This window comes from Shewanella scandinavica (genome assembly GCF_031932065.1).
GTDB lineage: Bacteria > Pseudomonadota > Gammaproteobacteria > Enterobacterales > Shewanellaceae > Shewanella > Shewanella baltica.
Window position 1 is genome coordinate 94,744 of the sequence record NZ_JAUOES010000002.1, and the last position, 17,207, is coordinate 111,950.

Annotated in this window: 10 protein-coding genes and 16 tRNA genes; 11 read left to right on the top strand and 15 right to left on the bottom strand. The window is 46.0% G+C overall.

What is annotated here, in order from left to right:
- Positions 1 to 30: 30 nt before the first annotated feature.
- On the bottom strand, positions 31 to 912 hold the full coding sequence (locus Q4Q50_RS01875; protein WP_006082306.1) for a LysR family transcriptional regulator: 882 nt from the start codon (positions 910 to 912) through the stop codon (positions 31 to 33).
- Positions 913 to 1,064: 152 nt separating this feature from the next.
- Here Q4Q50_RS01875 and Q4Q50_RS01880 point away from each other — a divergent pair, with 152 nt between their 5' ends.
- Positions 1,065 to 2,312, top strand: a complete 1,248-nt coding sequence (locus Q4Q50_RS01880) for an MFS transporter (RefSeq protein WP_311898098.1) — start codon at positions 1,065 to 1,067, stop codon at positions 2,310 to 2,312.
- Positions 2,313 to 2,324: 12 nt separating this feature from the next.
- Here the strand turns inward: Q4Q50_RS01880 and Q4Q50_RS01885 are convergent, their stop codons facing one another.
- The 13 genes from Q4Q50_RS01885 to Q4Q50_RS01945 all read right to left on the bottom strand — a co-directional run bounded on the left by Q4Q50_RS01885 (position 2,325) and on the right by Q4Q50_RS01945 (position 10,414).
- Positions 2,325 to 3,704 carry a sigma-54-dependent transcriptional regulator gene (locus tag Q4Q50_RS01885; RefSeq protein ID WP_006082299.1) on the bottom strand — a complete coding sequence of 460 codons (1,380 nt, stop codon included), beginning with the start codon at positions 3,702 to 3,704 and terminating at the stop codon, positions 2,325 to 2,327.
- Between the two features lie 4 nt (positions 3,705 to 3,708).
- Positions 3,709 to 5,505, bottom strand: a complete 1,797-nt coding sequence (locus Q4Q50_RS01890; protein WP_311898100.1) for a sensor histidine kinase — start codon at positions 5,503 to 5,505, stop codon at positions 3,709 to 3,711.
- Positions 5,506 to 5,634: 129 nt separating this feature from the next.
- Complete coding sequence (locus tag Q4Q50_RS01895) at positions 5,635 to 7,032, bottom strand: TRAP transporter large permease (RefSeq protein WP_006082297.1); 1,398 nt, start codon at positions 7,030 to 7,032, stop codon at positions 5,635 to 5,637.
- Positions 7,032 to 7,688, bottom strand: a complete 657-nt coding sequence (locus tag Q4Q50_RS01900; protein WP_006082296.1) for a TRAP transporter small permease — start codon at positions 7,686 to 7,688, stop codon at positions 7,032 to 7,034. Before Q4Q50_RS01900 ends, Q4Q50_RS01895 begins: the two co-directional genes overlap by 1 nt.
- 59 nt (positions 7,689 to 7,747) lie before the next feature.
- Positions 7,748 to 8,767, bottom strand: a complete 1,020-nt coding sequence (locus tag Q4Q50_RS01905) for a TRAP transporter substrate-binding protein (protein ID WP_006085509.1) — start codon at positions 8,765 to 8,767, stop codon at positions 7,748 to 7,750.
- A gap of 467 nt (positions 8,768 to 9,234) precedes the next feature.
- A complete protein-coding gene (locus tag Q4Q50_RS01910) occupies positions 9,235 to 9,465 on the bottom strand; it encodes a hypothetical protein (protein WP_006082294.1) in 231 nt (76 codons plus the stop codon).
- Positions 9,466 to 9,635: 170 nt separating this feature from the next.
- Positions 9,636 to 9,711: transfer RNA gene (locus Q4Q50_RS01915), tRNA-Val, on the bottom strand.
- 28 nt (positions 9,712 to 9,739) lie between these two features.
- Positions 9,740 to 9,815, bottom strand: a tRNA-Val gene (locus Q4Q50_RS01920).
- A gap of 28 nt (positions 9,816 to 9,843) precedes the next feature.
- A tRNA-Val gene (locus tag Q4Q50_RS01925) sits at positions 9,844 to 9,919 on the bottom strand.
- 28 nt (positions 9,920 to 9,947) lie between these two features.
- Positions 9,948 to 10,023, bottom strand: a tRNA-Val gene (locus Q4Q50_RS01930).
- A 48-nt stretch (positions 10,024 to 10,071) separates the two neighbouring features.
- Positions 10,072 to 10,147 (bottom strand) — tRNA-Val (locus Q4Q50_RS01935).
- A gap of 39 nt (positions 10,148 to 10,186) precedes the next feature.
- Positions 10,187 to 10,262: transfer RNA gene (locus tag Q4Q50_RS01940), tRNA-Val, on the bottom strand.
- 76 nt (positions 10,263 to 10,338) lie between these two features.
- Positions 10,339 to 10,414: transfer RNA gene (locus tag Q4Q50_RS01945), tRNA-Val, on the bottom strand.
- 615 nt (positions 10,415 to 11,029) lie between these two features.
- Between Q4Q50_RS01945 and gltX the strand changes: the two genes are divergently transcribed.
- The 10 genes from gltX (at position 11,030) to Q4Q50_RS01995 (ending at position 14,410) form a co-directional block, all read left to right on the top strand.
- The gene (gltX, locus tag Q4Q50_RS01950) at positions 11,030 to 12,454 is read left to right on the top strand and encodes a glutamate--tRNA ligase (RefSeq protein WP_259481027.1); all 1,425 of its coding nucleotides are present in this window, start codon (positions 11,030 to 11,032) and stop codon (positions 12,452 to 12,454) included.
- Positions 12,455 to 12,559: 105 nt separating this feature from the next.
- A tRNA-Ala gene (locus tag Q4Q50_RS01955) sits at positions 12,560 to 12,635 on the top strand.
- 135 nt (positions 12,636 to 12,770) lie between these two features.
- Positions 12,771 to 12,846 (top strand) — tRNA-Glu (locus Q4Q50_RS01960).
- 131 nt (positions 12,847 to 12,977) lie between these two features.
- A tRNA-Glu gene (locus tag Q4Q50_RS01965) sits at positions 12,978 to 13,053 on the top strand.
- A 104-nt stretch (positions 13,054 to 13,157) separates the two neighbouring features.
- Positions 13,158 to 13,233: transfer RNA gene (locus tag Q4Q50_RS01970), tRNA-Ala, on the top strand.
- A gap of 134 nt (positions 13,234 to 13,367) precedes the next feature.
- A tRNA-Glu gene (locus tag Q4Q50_RS01975) sits at positions 13,368 to 13,443 on the top strand.
- 214 nt (positions 13,444 to 13,657) lie between these two features.
- A tRNA-Glu gene (locus tag Q4Q50_RS01980) sits at positions 13,658 to 13,733 on the top strand.
- A 118-nt stretch (positions 13,734 to 13,851) separates the two neighbouring features.
- Positions 13,852 to 13,927: transfer RNA gene (locus Q4Q50_RS01985), tRNA-Glu, on the top strand.
- A 118-nt stretch (positions 13,928 to 14,045) separates the two neighbouring features.
- Positions 14,046 to 14,121, top strand: a tRNA-Glu gene (locus tag Q4Q50_RS01990).
- A gap of 213 nt (positions 14,122 to 14,334) precedes the next feature.
- Positions 14,335 to 14,410: transfer RNA gene (locus tag Q4Q50_RS01995), tRNA-Glu, on the top strand.
- A 591-nt stretch (positions 14,411 to 15,001) separates the two neighbouring features.
- Here the strand turns inward: Q4Q50_RS01995 and Q4Q50_RS02000 are convergent.
- The gene (locus tag Q4Q50_RS02000; RefSeq protein WP_311898102.1) at positions 15,002 to 16,831 is read right to left on the bottom strand and encodes an ABC transporter ATP-binding protein; all 1,830 of its coding nucleotides are present in this window, start codon (positions 16,829 to 16,831) and stop codon (positions 15,002 to 15,004) included.
- Between the last annotated feature and the right edge of the window lie 376 nt (positions 16,832 to 17,207).

Here is a 17,207-nt window from a genome sequence, read left to right on the forward strand (position 1 = left end):
ATCAGCCCTTTTTGTTTTAATCGGTTTAGGTCAGCGATTTGACATTAAAAAATCGACAAAGGCGCGGTCTGCTTGACTCACCGGGCGTTGTTTTTTCCATGCGATGTGCAGATTCAAAAATACTGGTGGATCGAAGGGCTTAGCTAAAATGTCATCTTTTGAGCTTATGGCCATTTCGAGCACGCTGGTGATCCCAAATCCTTGGGAAACAATCTGTTTGATAAGGTTAATCAGATTAGTCTCGAAGGCGACATTGGGCTTTTTCCCCAGATCCTTGGCTTGCGATAAGATCCACTCGCGGTGGAAATAACCTGTCTTGAACATCACTAATTCATGGTCGAAAAAGTCATTGAGACTGACGGCGTTATGTTCCGCTAAAGGGTGTTCGGCTCCCATAGCGATCACCATTTGCTCACGGATTAACAGCTGACTATCAAATTCGGGTTGTAGGTCTTGGGCGGTAATGATCGCAATATCCACTTCTTCCTGTTGCAACATACGCAGTGCGTCGCGCGTCCCGCCTTCAAACAGTGACAGTTTCAACTCGGGGTATTTATGCCGAAAAGCCATTAAGCGCGAGGGCAGGTAGAAAGATCCCAGCATGCCCGGCACGGCAATACGGACTTCCCCCGAGGTGAGATTCGCCATGGCACGGATTTGCGCTTCGGCCTGCTTAATCTGTTTCAGGATCAAAGTGGCATGTTGATGCAGGACTAAACCTTCGGCCGTGAGTGCGAGCAGCTTGTCATTCTTGTTGCTCGTACGATTAACCAAAGTCACGCCGAGTGCGACTTCTAAGCGCTTGATACTTTGGCTTAAGGCTGGTTGGGCCATATTGAGCTTTTTGGCTGCGGCGGTAAAGCTGCCAGTACTGGCAAGGGCATCTAAATGCTTGAGTTGGCGGATATCCATCAATCGGGCCCATACTGTTGAATAGTGGTAAGGTCGGTACTTTGTGGCTATAACAAAAATCAATGATAGCGATAGATATTATCTATTATTGTTATGTTATGCCCAGTGATAACCTTTGTCTATCCTATAAGTGATGCTTTGTCGAGGCTCCTGTGCAAGCCGAGTTAGATACTATGATTGATAATAAACAGCGTGACACCCGATTGATGTGGGCGCTATGTGTTGCCTCTGTGGTGGTGTATATCAACTTATATCTGATGCAAGGCATGCTGCCGCTGATTGCGGAGCATTTTGCGGTATCGGGGTCTAAAGCGACGTTAATCCTGTCGGTAACCAGTTTTTCCTTGGCCTTTTCATTGCTCTTGTATGCGGTACTGTCAGACCGTATCGGTCGACACACACCGATTATTGTCAGCCTGTGGTTGTTGGCGCTATCTAACTTACTGTTAATTTGGGCACCGGACTTTAACGGGCTAGTGCTAGTGCGATTGCTGCAAGGTGCGTTACTCGCTGCCGTGCCAGCAATTGCTATGGCGTACTTTAAAGAGCAGTTGTCACCGAGCACTATGCTCAAAGCCGCGGGCATTTACATTATGGCGAATAGCATTGGTGGCATTGTTGGTCGTTTACTCGGCGGCGTTATGTCGCAGTTTTTATCTTGGCAAGAATCCATGTGGCTGTTGTTTTTAGTCACCTTAGCGGGCGTGGCTTTAGTGAACGATTTGCTGCCTTCACTTGCCGATGCGCAGGCCATGTCAAAGAGTAAAACTGAGCCCTCTTTATCAAAACGCGCCCGTTTAGCCCAAGATCTTCATGGCTTTAGCCATCATCTCACCGATGCACAAATGCGCTTGGTCTACGCGATTGGCGGCTTAACCTTTATGATGATGGTGAATCAATTTAGTTTTATTCAGCTGCATTTGATGGCGGCGCCCTATGAATGGAGTCGCTTTCAAGCAACCTTGATTTTCCTGTGTTATTCCAGTGGGACTATAGCTTCGTATTTCACTGCGAAATGGCTCGCCAAATTTGGCCAACATAAGTTGTATCAGTGGTCTTGGTGCGTGATGTTGCTCGGAAGCTTACTGACCCTGTTTGATACCACTTTAACCATTAGCTTAGGTTTTTTGATGACGGCCTGTGGTTTCTTCCTCACCCACAGTTGCTGTAATTCCTTTGTCGCGATGCGCGCCAGTCGCGATCGGGCTAAGGCGACATCGCTGTATTTATGTTGTTACTACTTAGGCGCTGCGATTGGTGGGCCTTATTTGATGATGTTTTGGCATGAGGCGCAGTGGCGCGGCGTGGTGATGGGCTCGTTAACCTTACTGGCCTTGATTGCCTTAGCCATCACCCGTTTGCATTACCATCAAACGCATGTCAAACGGGTATTAGTCTAGCTTTCAATTTGTTTAGTCGTCGGAATTAATGTACTGCTTGCGGTCTAAATCATATTTACGCATTTTGTCGTAGAGGGTTTTGCGGGGGAGTTCGAGTTGCTCCATCGTCTGCTTAATACTGCCCTTGTTGTGGCTGAGCGCTTCTTCAATCAATACCCGCTCAAAAAACTCGACTCGTTGCAGTAAGGACATACTCGAGTGCAGGCTTGGGGTATTGCCCAAAGTGCCAGCAAAGGCGGCTTCTCCGCCCAGCAGCACAAAGCGTTCGGCGAGATTACGTAATTCACGCACATTACCCGGCCAGTCGTGGGAGGTGAGTATGGCGTTTTGCTCGGCATTTAAGGCAATAAGCGCTTTGTGATAGCGTGCCGATGCGACGCGGGCAAAGTGCAGGAACAGCAAAGGAATATCTTCACGGCGATCCCGCAGGGGAGGGATAGGCACAGTCACCAGATTTAAGCGATACAACAAGTCTTGGCGAAATTCCCCCGTGTCACACAGGCTTTTTAAATCCACCTTAGTGGCGGCGATTACCCGTATATCAAGGCTGATGCTTTTGTTTGACCCTAAGCGTTCAACTTTACGATCTTCAAGTACCCGCAGCAGTTTTACTTGCAGCGACAGTGGTGTACTTTCAATTTCATCTAAAAATAATGTACCGCCGTTGGCGTATTCAAACTTACCAATGCGCATCTTATCGACGCCGGTAAAGGCACCTGCTTCGGCGCCAAAGAGCTCACTTTCAATTAAGTTTTCGGGGATCGCCCCACAGTTGATGGCGACAAAGTTGGCTTGGCTGCGGCTGCTGTGATCGTGTAAATAGCGGGCGACGAGCTCTTTACCTGTGCCTGTTTCGCCTTCGATTAACACATCAGCTGGGGTGTCTATCACTTGATCTATGATGTGGCGCATGCGGTTGATGCCGACACTGTTACCCAAAATGCGAGGGCCTGGTACGCTCTGACTTTCGAGATCCTTTTTAAGCTTACGGTTCTCTAGGGTCAGGCTGCGTTTATCTAAGGCGCGCTTGACCACATCGAGTATATGCTCGTTATTAAAGGGCTTTTCGAGAAAGTCGTAGGCACCTTGCTTTAAGGCATTGACTGCCATGGCGATATCCCCAAACCCTGTCAATAACACAACGGGGAGGTCGGGGTCCTGCAGGCGGATTTGTTGCATTAAGCTGATGCCATCTAATTGCGGCATGTTGACATCTGATATCACCATTCCCGCCCAATCTTTATGCAGGTGCTTAGCGATCCCTTTAGGCTCTGTGGTGGCGAGCGCCTTAATGCCCTCAAGTTCAAATAGCTGAACGAGAACTGTGCCTATGTGTGGCTCATCGTCGATGATGAGAACAGAATAATCTTGGATGGAATTGGGCACACTCATAAGACTAACGTTCCTCAAGCAAATAAATAGGTAAAATAATCTGGAAAATGGCGCCACCCTCTTCGGCATTGGCAACGTTAATTTGGCCTTGCATGGATTCGATAATACGCTGTGAAATCGATAAGCCAAGCCCCAGTCCGTGGCGCTCGTTGGTGGTAAAATAAGGTTCGAATATTTTTTCCATTTGGCTTTCACGTACGCCAGGGCCAGAATCTTGGATGCTGATGCAGAACTTATCTTCACTGGTCACGCGGATGACCAAGCTGCGTTTAACCGATTGTTGCATAGCGACAATGGCGTTGCTCATGATATTGACAAACACTTGCTGTAATCGGACTTTATCGCCCCAAACCTGATAGTTGCCATTGGGTAACTGCACATCGAGTTCAACGCCTTGCTTGTCTATTGCGGGCTGAACTATGGTCAGCGCTTGTTTGATACAGCGGCCAATATCGGTGGCGCTATCCGTGCCTTGGCTCTTGCGAGTGAAGCTTTTAAATTGGCCGACAATATCGGCCAATCTATCGGTCAGTTCAATAATAATCTTGATATTATCCAGTGCCTTATCTTGCATATTACGGGCTAGAAAGGTTTGAGTATTTTGGGCGTAGCTGCGCAGTGCTGCAAGCGGCTGATTAAGCTCATGGTTAATGCTGGCGGATAAACTGCCGATCACAGTCAGTTTTGCCGCTTGAATGAGTTCATCCTGAGTGTCTTTAAGCTGATGGTTCGCCTGCTGCAAGTCTTGAGTTCGTTCTTCTACGCGTTGTTCTAATAGGCTTTGTGCCAGCTGCATACGCTGTAGGTTGCGGCGACGCTCGGCGCTAAACAAGATGCTGAGTGCCAGCAACAGATAAATACTGGCTGACAGTAACATCAGTGCAGGTAAAGACGACAGCAAGGGTTTGATGGGCGCTAAGATGTGCACCCGCCAGCCAGCTTTGGCCATCAACTGATGATTATCCATGTATTGCTCATGATCTCTGCCCGTTTGTAATTGGTAGAGCATGGCTTGGCTGCCACTCTCATAGGGCGGTTTCATCAACAGTTCACCTATGGGGCGTTCCGCGTAACGCTTTGATGCATTAAGCGCATATTGTTTGGCTTGGGTAAGTGGAGTGAGTGACTTTAACCGCCACTCATCGATGCTAGAGATAAAAACAATGTCTTCAGGGTCGCTGATAAGGAATTGGTATTGACCCGCAATGGCAATGCTCGTGCTTTGCTGCTCGATACCGCTAATGTCCACTTTGACTATGATCGCGCCGAGTATGCCTTTGCCGCCTTGCTGATAAATAGGGTAAGAAAAGTAAAAACCACGCTTATCTGAGCTGGTACCCACGGCATAATAACGGCCTAAATTGCCCGAAATAGCATCGGTGTAATAGGGTCTAAAGGAATAATCCTTGCCAATAAAGGAGAAATTCTGTTGCCAGTTACTGGCGGCAATCGCAATCCCTAAGGCATCAATCAGATAGATATCGGACGCCTCAGTGACATGCTGGATTTCTTCGAGATATAAATTAAGTTCTTGGATCTTATCGGGGTTTTGTTGGTCGTTCAGTACATTGGCGAGCATAGGGTTCGTCGAGAGCACGTGGGGAATACTTTCGTAGCGCGATAATGCACCATCGAGAAAGCTGACTAACTCCTTCAGTTGTTTCTCCGATTGGGTTTGGATCTCGATTTTACCTTGATGCAAATGCACCCAATAGGTCAGTTTGAGTGTTGCAAATAGGCCTGCAAGTAACACTACAGTGAGAAAGAGGCGTTTCTTGGCCTTAGGCGTCATGGGCAACATGGTGGCTATCCTGATAAAGCGACGGTATCAATCACTGAGACTGTGCATCATAAAACAAAGCGAGCCTGACTAGGCTCGCTTAAAAACTAACTGTAATCAAGGGGTAATCTCACAACCTTGCATTGCAGATTAATAACCACGCATCGAATCCAACCATTCTGGTAAGAAGAGCGAAATCTGTGGCACGTAAGTGATCAAGGTTAAGAAGGCTAACATCAGCAGTAACCAAGGCAGAACCGATTGAATGACCCAGCCAATACTCTTACCCGTGATCCCCGCGGTAACAAAGAGGTTGAGCCCCACCGGCGGCGTGAGCATACCTATCTCCATGTTCACCACCATGATGATACCTAAGTGAATAGGATCTATGCCTAAGTGAGTCGCGATAGGGAAGAGGATCGGCGCCATAATCAGTACAATTGCCGATGGCTCCATAAAGTTACCAGCAGCAAGTAGCAGTAAGTTAACGATGATCAGGAAGCCCCAAGCGGGTAAGCCCATGTTAACGATATGCTCAGCGATAATATGTGGAATACGCTCAGTGGTTAATACATGCGCGAACAACATAGCGTTAGCTATGATAAACAGCAGCATGATACTGACCTTAGCACCATCACGCACTACGTTACGTATGTCTTTGTCGATAGGCGTTTTAATTAGCCCAAGGAACATGTGACCTAAGTTACGTGCGGCGGCTTTAGGTAAGCTTTCACCTTGATTGCGCCAAGCCACCTCTTTTAATGGTCCAATGTCACGGTAACCAAATACCGCAATAAAGTACGCATACATACAAGCCACAGCCGAAGCTTCAGTCGGGCTCGCAACGCCGCCATAGATAGAGCCGAGTACGATAAGGATGAGTGCTAATCCACCTAAAGCTTTAGCGCTTGAAATCCCCAGTTGTTTAAAGCCTGGGAAAGGACGCGAAGGCAAGTTCTTAAAGCGCGCGACTATGTAGATAACGATCATCAGGATGAATCCCATCATTAAGCCTGGGATTAAACCTGCCATAAACATTCTTGCTGCGGACACTTCGGTCGCTGCCGCATACACCAACATCACAATTGATGGTGGGATCAAAATACCAAGTGTGCCTGAGGTCGTGATAACCCCCGCCGCAAACTTCTCGGGATAACCCGCTTTAACCATGCCCACAATCACGATTGAACCAATCGCCGCTACGGTTGCGGGTGATGAGCCTGAAACCGCCGCAAACAGCATACAGGCCATAACAGATGCCATCGCTAATCCACCACGGACATGTCCAATACTGTCCATGGCAAAATCGATAATCCGTCTCGCGACGCCACCGGTTGAGAGGAAGGCGGATGACAGAATAAAGAAGGGGATAGCGAGTAGGGTGTAATGCTCCGATGAAGACTCATACAGTTTGAGTGCCACTGAGGCTAAGGAGTCATTCGAGAAAAATAAAATGGTGAGCATGCTGGAAAAACCTAACGCGATAGCGATAGGCATACCGAGAAACATACACACTAATAGGGCGGTAAATAGGGTTGCAATCGCCATTATTTAGTCTCCTTTTCGTCAGAGACGGGTTCTTCATTGGCGTTTTTAACGCTTTCATCGATTAAATGCATACTTTCTTTCGCTTCATCGGCAAATTGGAAGCCAGTGACTTGGTCACGTAGGATGGCAATAAAGAGTTCGGCGAATCGCCAAGTTAACATCGAAAAACCAATGATCAAGATGCTCTGGGATAACCAAATCGGTACCGCGCCATCTTCAACATCAATCCGTAAGGTGTTCCAAGCAAAGTCTGGATCGAGGCTTTTTAAGAAAAATTGGGGGAAATTAATATCCTCCATAGGCACACCAATTTGATACATCTGGCTTAAGTAATCCCAACTGCCCTTTAAAAACAGTCCGCAATAGACGATACAGACAAAGGCGGTAACGAGGGACGTTATCTTTTTGGCCCGAGGCGCTAAGTTTTTAACGAAGGCATCGACACCAATGTGCGCGCCAACTTTTACCCCATAAGACATACCAAACAACACAAACCAACCGCAAAAGGTCAGTGTGAGTTCTTGGATCCACAGAAAACCCGTATTGAAGAAGAATCGTGCGACGACTTCTGAAAACACTAACAACGTCATCAGAGTGATCAATAAATTGAGCACACCTTCTTCAAAATAACCAAATATTCGCGATATCACAGCCATAATCCCCTCGCTGAAATGGCCGCTTAACCTCGGTTGAGATTAAGCGGCTATCATCATTATTATTTATTTGCAGCTACAGCAGCATCAATCACATCTTTACCGATTTGCTCTTCAAACTTAGCCCAAACTGGTTTCATCACATCGACCCATTTTTGACGTTCAGCAGGCGTTAAAGTCACTAACTGTGAACGTTTAGAATCTAGGATTAACTGTTTGTCTTGGTTATCTTTCTCAGCGGCAATTTTGTTACCTAATGCGATAGATTCATCTAAAGCTTCTTTGATGATCTTACGTTTGTCAGCGGGTAAGCCTTTCCAGAAAGTGTCAGAGGTCACGACCATATAGTCGAGCACACCGTGGTTACTTTCAGTGATTTGGCTTTGCACTTCATAGAACTTTTGTGAGTAAGTATTTGACCATGTGTTTTCTTGACCATCGATAGCGCGGGTTTGCAGCAGGGTAAATACTTCAGAGAAAGGTTTTTTCACTGGAATAGCGCCGACAGCATCAAACTGAGCCGCCAAAACATCAGACGCCATTACGCGGAACTTCAAGCCCTTTGCATCAGCAGGATTTTTAAGTGGCGTGTTAGCCGAGAACTGTTTCAGACCATTGTGTAAATAGCCTAGACCGACAATCCCTTTACGGGTCATAGAGTTCAGCAGTGTTTGACCTGCTTCACCTTGTTGGAAACGGTTTACCGCATCCATATCATTGAAGAGGAAAGGTAAATCGAATACTTGTAGGCGTTTAGTGTAACGTTCAAATTTTGAGAGTGACGGCGCAACAAATTGCACGTCGTTTAACAGTAGTGCCGCTAACTCGTTGTTATCCCCAAATAACTGTGAGTTAGGAAATACACTGACCTTGTATTCACCCGGTAAACGTTGTTCAACGAGTTCTTTAAACTTAAGTGCCATTTGGCCTTTGGGCGTATTTTCTGCCACAACGTGCGAAAACTTAATTTCAATAGGTTCTGCAAATACGTTAAAGCTGGTTGCGAACACGGAGGCAACGGCGAGCATTTTGACTAAGGTTTTGAGTGGACGGGTCAATCCAGTTTGTTGATTCAATGTCATCTTGAGTTCCTTTTTCTGTTGTTAGGATTTGTCCTCAGTCTTGGTTAGTTTGTTACCAAGTTTGAGTAGGAATACAGCCTTGATTTCCCTGAGGTCTGTTTTACTAAAGGCAAATACCACGCCAACTTACACTGACTTCTGTAAGTGTTTGGTTACTAAAGTGTAGTTCATTTGATGTTTGTCACACTTTTAGTTTTGTGGGTGAGATCTCGCTCACAGTGATTTTGTATTTGGGTGGGAATCCACCCATGGCGCGGATCTGCCTCAAATAGATAGCCCTTGGCGGTGCAGGTTTATTAAACAAACTTAGTTATTTTGAGATCAAAAAATGCCGCAAAAGTATGCGCTTCGCTGAAACATGCGTGATGGATTATTTTGGGATAAGCAGTGTAGGCTGATTGTGTGGTTAATTGTGGTCAAGTCGATGGTGTTTGTCGTCAATCAAGACAAGGAGTCAGTTGGCGCAGTTAATCATCATCTAAAAGGATACGTTTTAGGATCGCATCGCTAGGCAACAACTCTAAGTGGCCTTGTTCGTCAAAGTACCAACCGGTAATAAAGCCCTTTTGGCGCATGCTGACGAGATTGTGCATGACTTCCCGTGCTTCCTTGAGTGCCGTTTGCTCATCGCAAGCGTGGGTATGCTTTAAATAAGCGGCAATATTGGCAAGAGAAGCGGATTGACTGACGCTGGCCATAATGTTGATCTCCAAACAATGCTAAAAGCAGAATGAAATCAGGCTGAGTGTCGATAGAGCTTGGTATTTTACGGATTATAAAAGGGGAAAGAGTAAAATTTAGCACTCGCTGATTGAGATCAAGCATAGTTGAGCCAGCGTGTTGGTAAAGTTTATTGGCGGGATAAATATGGTGGTCGCTACTGGGCTCGAACCAGTGACCCCCTCCTTGTAAGGGAGGTGCTCTCCCAGCTGAGCTAAGCGACCTGGGATATAACTTGTGTATTGCAAAATATGGTGGTCGCTACTGGGCTCGAACCAGTGACCCCCTCCTTGTAAGGGAGGTGCTCTCCCAGCTGAGCTAAGCGACCTGGGATATAACTTATGTATTACAGAATATGGTGGTCGCTACTGGGCTCGAACCAGTGACCCCCTCCTTGTAAGGGAGGTGCTCTCCCAGCTGAGCTAAGCGACCTGGGATATAACTTGTGTATTGCAGAATATGGTGGTCGCTACTGGGCTCGAACCAGTGACCCCCTCCTTGTAAGGGAGGTGCTCTCCCAGCTGAGCTAAGCGACCTGGGGATTCTGATATTACACAATTTTTGAGTCATTATTCATTGAAGAATGGTGGTCGCTACTGGGCTCGAACCAGTGACCCCCTCCTTGTAAGGGAGGTGCTCTCCCAGCTGAGCTAAGCGACCTGGGCATGACTTTCACACAATGAGTTACATTAAGTTATATGGTGGTCGCTACTGGGCTCGAACCAGTGACCCCCTCCTTGTAAGGGAGGTGCTCTCCCAGCTGAGCTAAGCGACCTGGGATATAACTATTTTTTTGTACAGCCATTATTTCTTTACAAATTATGTATAAAAACAATATATCTATAAAATAATGGTGGTCGATACTGGGCTCGAACCAGTGACCCCCTCCTTGTAAGGGAGGTGCTCTCCCAGCTGAGCTAATCGACCTCGCTGTGTGGAGCCGTATTATAGGGAGGTTCGATCTAGTGTCAACGCTTTTTAGTGAAAAAAGCATTGGTCGCGCTATTTTTGTTCGCATTGGCTTAATGCTAATCACGCCGCCGATCAAAGTGTTAGTTTATTCGCCTGTCAATGGCGTGCAATTTGGGTGTTTGGGATGCCGCGATAGCTAGACTCATGTCATTCGTGAGCATTTCGGACGATAAAATGACAGGGTGTGAGTGACTCACAATGATTAGATGTTAGAGATTGAGTGGATAGCGGTGTATAGGCGTTGCGCCAAAGACACACTATTTATAGCTGAAGGCATGATAGGGGCAAAAGTAGGGCAGGGATCTAAGCGTAGCGAAAATCAATCCATGAGTCTTAAGTCAGATAAATGGGGCACAGGTTTGCGGGTGATAGCTGTGGCATCACTTTATATGCGCACCTTTATATAGGCTTCTCTATATAAGGAGGGGATTTAGCATCACGATTTTACTAGATAAGTGATACTGCAGAGCTTGTCCCATTTGCAGCGCCTGCTTTGACTGTTAGAATAAGCCTACTTTTTTATCGTGATTGTCTTTATCTAGACGACTTTATATAGGTTAGTGTCCCATTATGACAACTAAGACGCGTTTTGCCCCTAGTCCTACTGGTTTCTTACATGTTGGTGGTGCCCGTACTGCACTTTATTCTTGGTTACAAGCTCGCGCCAATAACGGTGAGTTTGTATTACGTATTGAAGACACTGATATTGAGCGTTCGACTCAAGCCGCCTGCGATGCGATTTTAGAAGGTATGAACTGGTTAGGTTTGACATGGGACGAGGGCCCGTATTACCAAACTAAGCGTTTTGATCGTTATAACGAAATTATTGCCCAAATGTTAGCAAAGGGCACTGCATATAAATGCTATTGCTCACGTGAGCGTATTGATGCGTTAAGAGAAGCACAAGCCGCCAACGGTGAAGCACAAAAGTACGATGGTTGCTGCCGTGACTTACCCGCTCGTGTTCTGTCAGCGGGTGAGCATGATGAGCCATTTGTCGTGCGTTTCAAAAATCCTATCGGCGGTTCAGTGGTATTTGATGACCATGTTCGTGGCCGTATCGAATTTTCAAACGATGCATTAGATGACTTGATCATCGCCCGTACCGATGGTGTGCCAACCTATAACTTCTGTGTGGTCGTTGACGATTGGGATATGGGAATTACCTGTGTGGTTCGTGGTGAAGATCATATCAACAATACGCCGCGTCAAATCAATATCCTTAAAGCATTAGGGGCGCCGATCCCAGAATATGCTCACGTCTCTATGATTCTCGGTGATGATGGCGCGAAATTATCTAAGCGTCATGGCGCAGTGAGCGTAATGCAGTACCGTGACGATGGCTATTTGCCAGAAGCACTGTTGAACTACTTAGTGCGTTTAGGTTGGTCACATGGCGATCAAGAAATCTTCTCATTAGAAGAAATGAAGCAATACTTTAAGCTTGGTGATATCAATAAAGCCGCTTCTGCCTTTAATACCGATAAACTGGTGTGGTTGAACCAACACTATATAAAGAGTCTTGCCCCAGAATATGTGGCAACACACTTACAATGGCACATGGACGATCAAAAAATTGATCTATCAAACGGCCCAGCATTAGCTGAAGTGGTTACTGCATTAGCTGAACGCGCTAAGACACTAAAAGAGTTAGCCGCTTCTAGTCGCTACTTCTATGAAGACTTTGCTGAGTTTGATGAAGCCCAAGCGAAAAAGCATTTACGTGGTGTTGCGTTAGAGCCATTGCAACTGGTTCAACAAAAATTAGCCGCATTAACTGAGTGGACTGTAGAAGCTATCCATCAGGCGATTGAAGACACTGCAACAGAATTAGATGTGGGTATGGGTAAAGTTGGTATGCCTTTACGTGTCGCAGTAACAGGGGCAGGGCAGTCACCAGGCCTTGATATCACATTATTTTTAATCGGAAGAAGCCGTTCTGAGCAAAGAATATCCAAAGCGATTGAATTTGTAGCAGATAGAATAAATTCCTAAAAAACGAGTTGACACTTTTAGGTGCGCTGCATAGAATGCGCCACGCAGTTGAGACACAGACGAGCAAATGCTTGTAGTGCACTTAAATGTAGCTTGATAAGTTTTGGGGTTATAGCTCAGCTGGGAGAGCGCTTGCATGGCATGCAAGAGGTCCACGGTTCGATCCCGTGTAGCTCCACCAAACTTACTGCAGATGTTAAGCAGGAACGTGAGTTCGAATTAATATGTCTGAGGTCAGCTTCCTTCATTAGAAGAGAGTGCCTAGGACACCGTAGATGTTAAACGGGAACAATAAGTTCAAATTAATATGTCCGGGGTCCCCTTCGTCTAGAGGCCTAGGACACCGCCCTTTCACGGCGGTAACAGGGGTTCGAATCCCCTAGGGGATACCATCTATTTTTTATAGAGAGTGGTTCCTAGCAAATAACTAACGAGTTGTTTGGTAAGAACAAAGCATTTACTTCCTAGCCTACTGAAGTGAATGTGTTACAAAGCTCGGTTACGAGTTAAATCATAAGTCCGGGTCCCCTTCGTCTAGAGGCCTAGGACACCGCCCTTTCACGGCGGTAACAGGGGTTCGAATCCCCTAGGGGATACCAAGTATTGGTTCCTGTCGAATAGCTAACGAGTTGTTTGATATGAATAAAATCTAAATTTCTGCTGATACGCATACTATTACAGTTAGCAGTGTCGACAAAAATTTGGGGCTATAGCTCAGCTGGGAGAGCGCTTGCATGGCATGCAAGAGGTCCACGGTTCGATCCCGTGTAGCTCCACCAATTTACTGTAGATATTAAGCAGGAACGTGAGTTCGAATTAATATGTCTGAGGTCACCTTCCTTCTTTAGAAGAGAGTGGCTAGTACACCGTAGATGTTAAACGGGAACAATAAGTTCAAATTAATATGTCCGGGGTCCCCTTCGTCTAGAGGCCTAGGACACCGCCCTTTCACGGCGGTAACAGGGGTTCGAATCCCCTAGGGGATACCATCTATTTTTTTATAGAGAGTGGTTCCTAGCAAATAACTAACGTGTTGTTTGGTAAGAACAAAGCATTTGCTTTCTAGCCTACTGAAGTGAATGTGTTACAAAGCTCGGTTACGAGTGAAATCATAAGTCCGGGACCGCTTTGTTCTTTAGAAGATAGTACCTAGGACACCGTAGATGTTAAACGGGAACATTAGGTTCAAATTAATAAGTCCGGGTCCCCTTCGTCTAGAGGCCTAGGACACCGCCCTTTCACGGCGGTAACAGGGGTTCGAATCCCCTAGGGGATACCACATTTTGGTTCCTAGCAGATAACTAACGAGTTGTTTGGTAAGAACAAAGCATTTACTTCCTAGCCTACTGAAGTGAATGTGTTACAAAGCTCGGTTACGAGTTAAATCATAAGTCCGGGTCCCCTTCGTCTAGAGGCCTAGGACACCGCCCTTTCACGGCGGTAACAGGGGTTCGAATCCCCTAGGGGATACCAAATTTTGGTTCCTAGCAGATAACTAACGAGTTGTTTGGTAAGAACAAAGCATTTACTTCCTAGCCTACTGAAGTGAATGTGTTACAAAGCTCGGTTACGAGTTAAAACATAAGTCCGGGTCCCCTTCGTCTAGAGGCCTAGGACACCGCCCTTTCACGGCGGTAACAGGGGTTCGAATCCCCTAGGGGATACCATCTATTTTTTATAGAGAGTGGTTCCTAGCAGATGACTAACGAGTTGTTTGGTAAGAACAAAGCATTTACTTCCTAGCCTACTGAAGTGAATGTGTTACAAAGCTCGGTTACGAGTTAAATCGTAAGTCCGGATCCCCTTCATTTTTTAGAAGAGAGTGCCTAGGACACCGTAGATGTTAAACGGGAACAATACGTTCAAATTAATATGTCCGGGTCCCCTTCGTCTAGAGGCCTAGGACACCGCCCTTTCACGGCGGTAACAGGGGTTCGAATCCCCTAGGGGATACCAATTTTAATCAAGGTTTATCGAAACTTTGGTTAAAGACAATAAACCACCTCAAGGTGGTTTTTTTGTGTCTGAATTTTGAATATTAAATTGAGATCTCCCCGATTCATTTACGAGTCATACGCCTCGAGTTATTTGCCAATGCCGAATTTACCCACCAATCAAACCATCCACATTAAGATAAATAATGCTTCGAGAGGCATACTTAGTGTGGTGAAGTCATTCTGTTCAATCGTGTGATAAGAATTATTTAAGTGTTTTCCTGCTTAACCTTGCGTTAACCCATGGCTAAAACTTACCTTTCGGATTATTCAGTGTGTTGGCACTTTGAATGCTGCTACTCTTAATGGTGATACTTGGAACCGTTAATCGCGATTTATCTCATGTTTCCAACAGTTCAACGAGCGCAATTTGAAGTGAACCGTTCTTACGGTAGCTATTGTAATAGCTGAATAGCGTATCGTTGCGGTGAATATGAGGGTGTTGTAAGAGTTAAGCTTTGCGGGAAGAGGGCAGAATTAGGCGGAAACTTATTTGAGATAAAAAAGGCGACACTCATTGCTAAGTGTCGCCTTTCGTCATTTAACTTTTAATTTAGTCTACGCCTAAGAATCCACCGGTTTGGTGTGCCCATAGCTGGGCATAAATGCCGCCAGCAGCAATGAGTTCTTGATGCGTGCCTTGTTCGACGACTCGGCCTTGATCTAACACTATTAGCCTGTCCATTGCTGCAATGGTCGAAAGTCGATGAGCGATTGCAATTACTGTTTTACCTTGCATTAACTCATATAAACTTTCTTGAATGGCGGCTTCGACTTCAGAATCCAGCGCTGAAGTGGCTTCATCAAGCAGCAAAATCGGCGCATTTTTTAATAAAACCCGCGCGATAGCGATCCGCTGTCTTTGGCCACCAGAGAGTTTTACACCACGTTCACCGACTTGGGCATCTAAGCCATGATTACCGTGAGGGTCACTTAGATCCTTAATAAAGTCATAGGCTTGAGCTTGTTTAATGGCGCTATCGAGCTGTTCTTCGCTGGCCGTTGGATTGCCGTAAAGAATGTTCTCGCGGATAGTACGGTGCAACAGTGATGTATCTTGGGTTACCATACCGATTTGCGAGCGTAGCGAATCCTGCATAACCGTTTTAATGTCTTGATCGTCAATATTAATCTGACCTTTCTCGACATCGTAGAAGCGCATTAATAGATTCACTAAGGTCGACTTACCCGCACCAGAACGTCCCACTAAGCCAACTTTTTCACCTGCCTTAATATTCAGATTCAGATCTTCAATCACCCCTGTTTGCTCACCGTAATGGAAATACACTTGGTTGAAATCAATCTTACCCTGATTGACGACCAACGGCTTGGCGTTTGGCTCATCTTGGATGATCGTTGTTTTCGATAAGGTGTTCATCCCATCGGTGACAGTGCCGATATTTTCAAATAACGAACTGATTTCCCACATGATCCACTGTGACATGCCGTTTAAGCGTAGTGCTAAACTGACCGCAATGGCGATGGCGCCTACCGTGATTGCATTATCAGTCCACAGAGCTATCGATACAGCGGCAATGCTGAATGCGAGTACATAGTTGATAATTTGCACGCTGACACTGATGCCCGTTACTAAGCGCATCTGGCGATAAACCGTGTCTAAGAATATCCGCATGCTGGATTTGGCGTATTCGGCTTCTTTTTGCGTGTGGGCAAATAGTTTCACTGTGGTGATGTTGGTATAACTGTCGACAATACGGCCTGTCATGGTCGAGCGCGCATCGGCTTGTTCGGTAGAGACACTTTTCAGCCTAGGTACAAAGTACCATTGCAGCCCAACATACAGTGCAAGCCAGATGAGCATAGGTATGACTAAGCGCAGATCTGCGCTGGCGATCATCACTAACATAGAAGTGAAATACACGAGAATGTATACCAATACATCGAGTAATTTCATCACAGTTTCACGCACGGCTAGGGAGGTTTGCATGACTTTGGTGGCGATTCGGCCAGCAAAATCATCTTGATAAAATGACACACTTTGCTTTAGCAAATAACGGTGGGCGAGCCAACGGATCGACATAGGATAATTGCCGAGCAAGGTTTGATGCATGATAAGCGCATGCAGCAATACCAAGATTGGCATCACAATCAGCACCATGCCTCCCATCAGCATCAATGTCGTGCCTTCGTCTTGAAATAAGGTTTCAGGATTTTTTTTCACAAGCCAATCCACTAATTGGCCCATAAATCCGAACAGGGACACTTCAAGCATTGCCAGCATAGCGGTCAGCACTGACATTAAGATCAGCGGCAGTTCGTAGCCTTTAGTGTAGTGGCGGCAAAAAGCATAAACCCCTGTGGGTGGCTTAGTCGGTTCATCATCGGGGAGGGCTTCCACCCAAGATTCAAATCGTTTAAACATGAATTAGCTCTATGGTGAGATAAAAAATAGTCGCGTATAGCATATACCCAAACAACCTGAAGATGCAGGATTCAGCGGGAATTTAACGCACTTTAGCCAAGGTGGTTATTTGCAGACCTAGTGGATTAAGTTAAAAATAACCAACACGGCATAAAGTGCGTTAAACCCCGCCGGGACGGAGCGCCTAGGGCACTCCACTTCCGTGTTGCATCAATTCAAAAGGTGGCCGACATTCTGTCATTGATGCGCCTTGAATTGAAGCACCCTAGACGCTCTGAAACTCGTATCTTCAGGTAGCTTGGGTATATAAGATTTCATTCCCTAAAAGCATTGAAATGATTGAGTTCCGTTTTCCGCTAGTGCTACATGCTAGTTT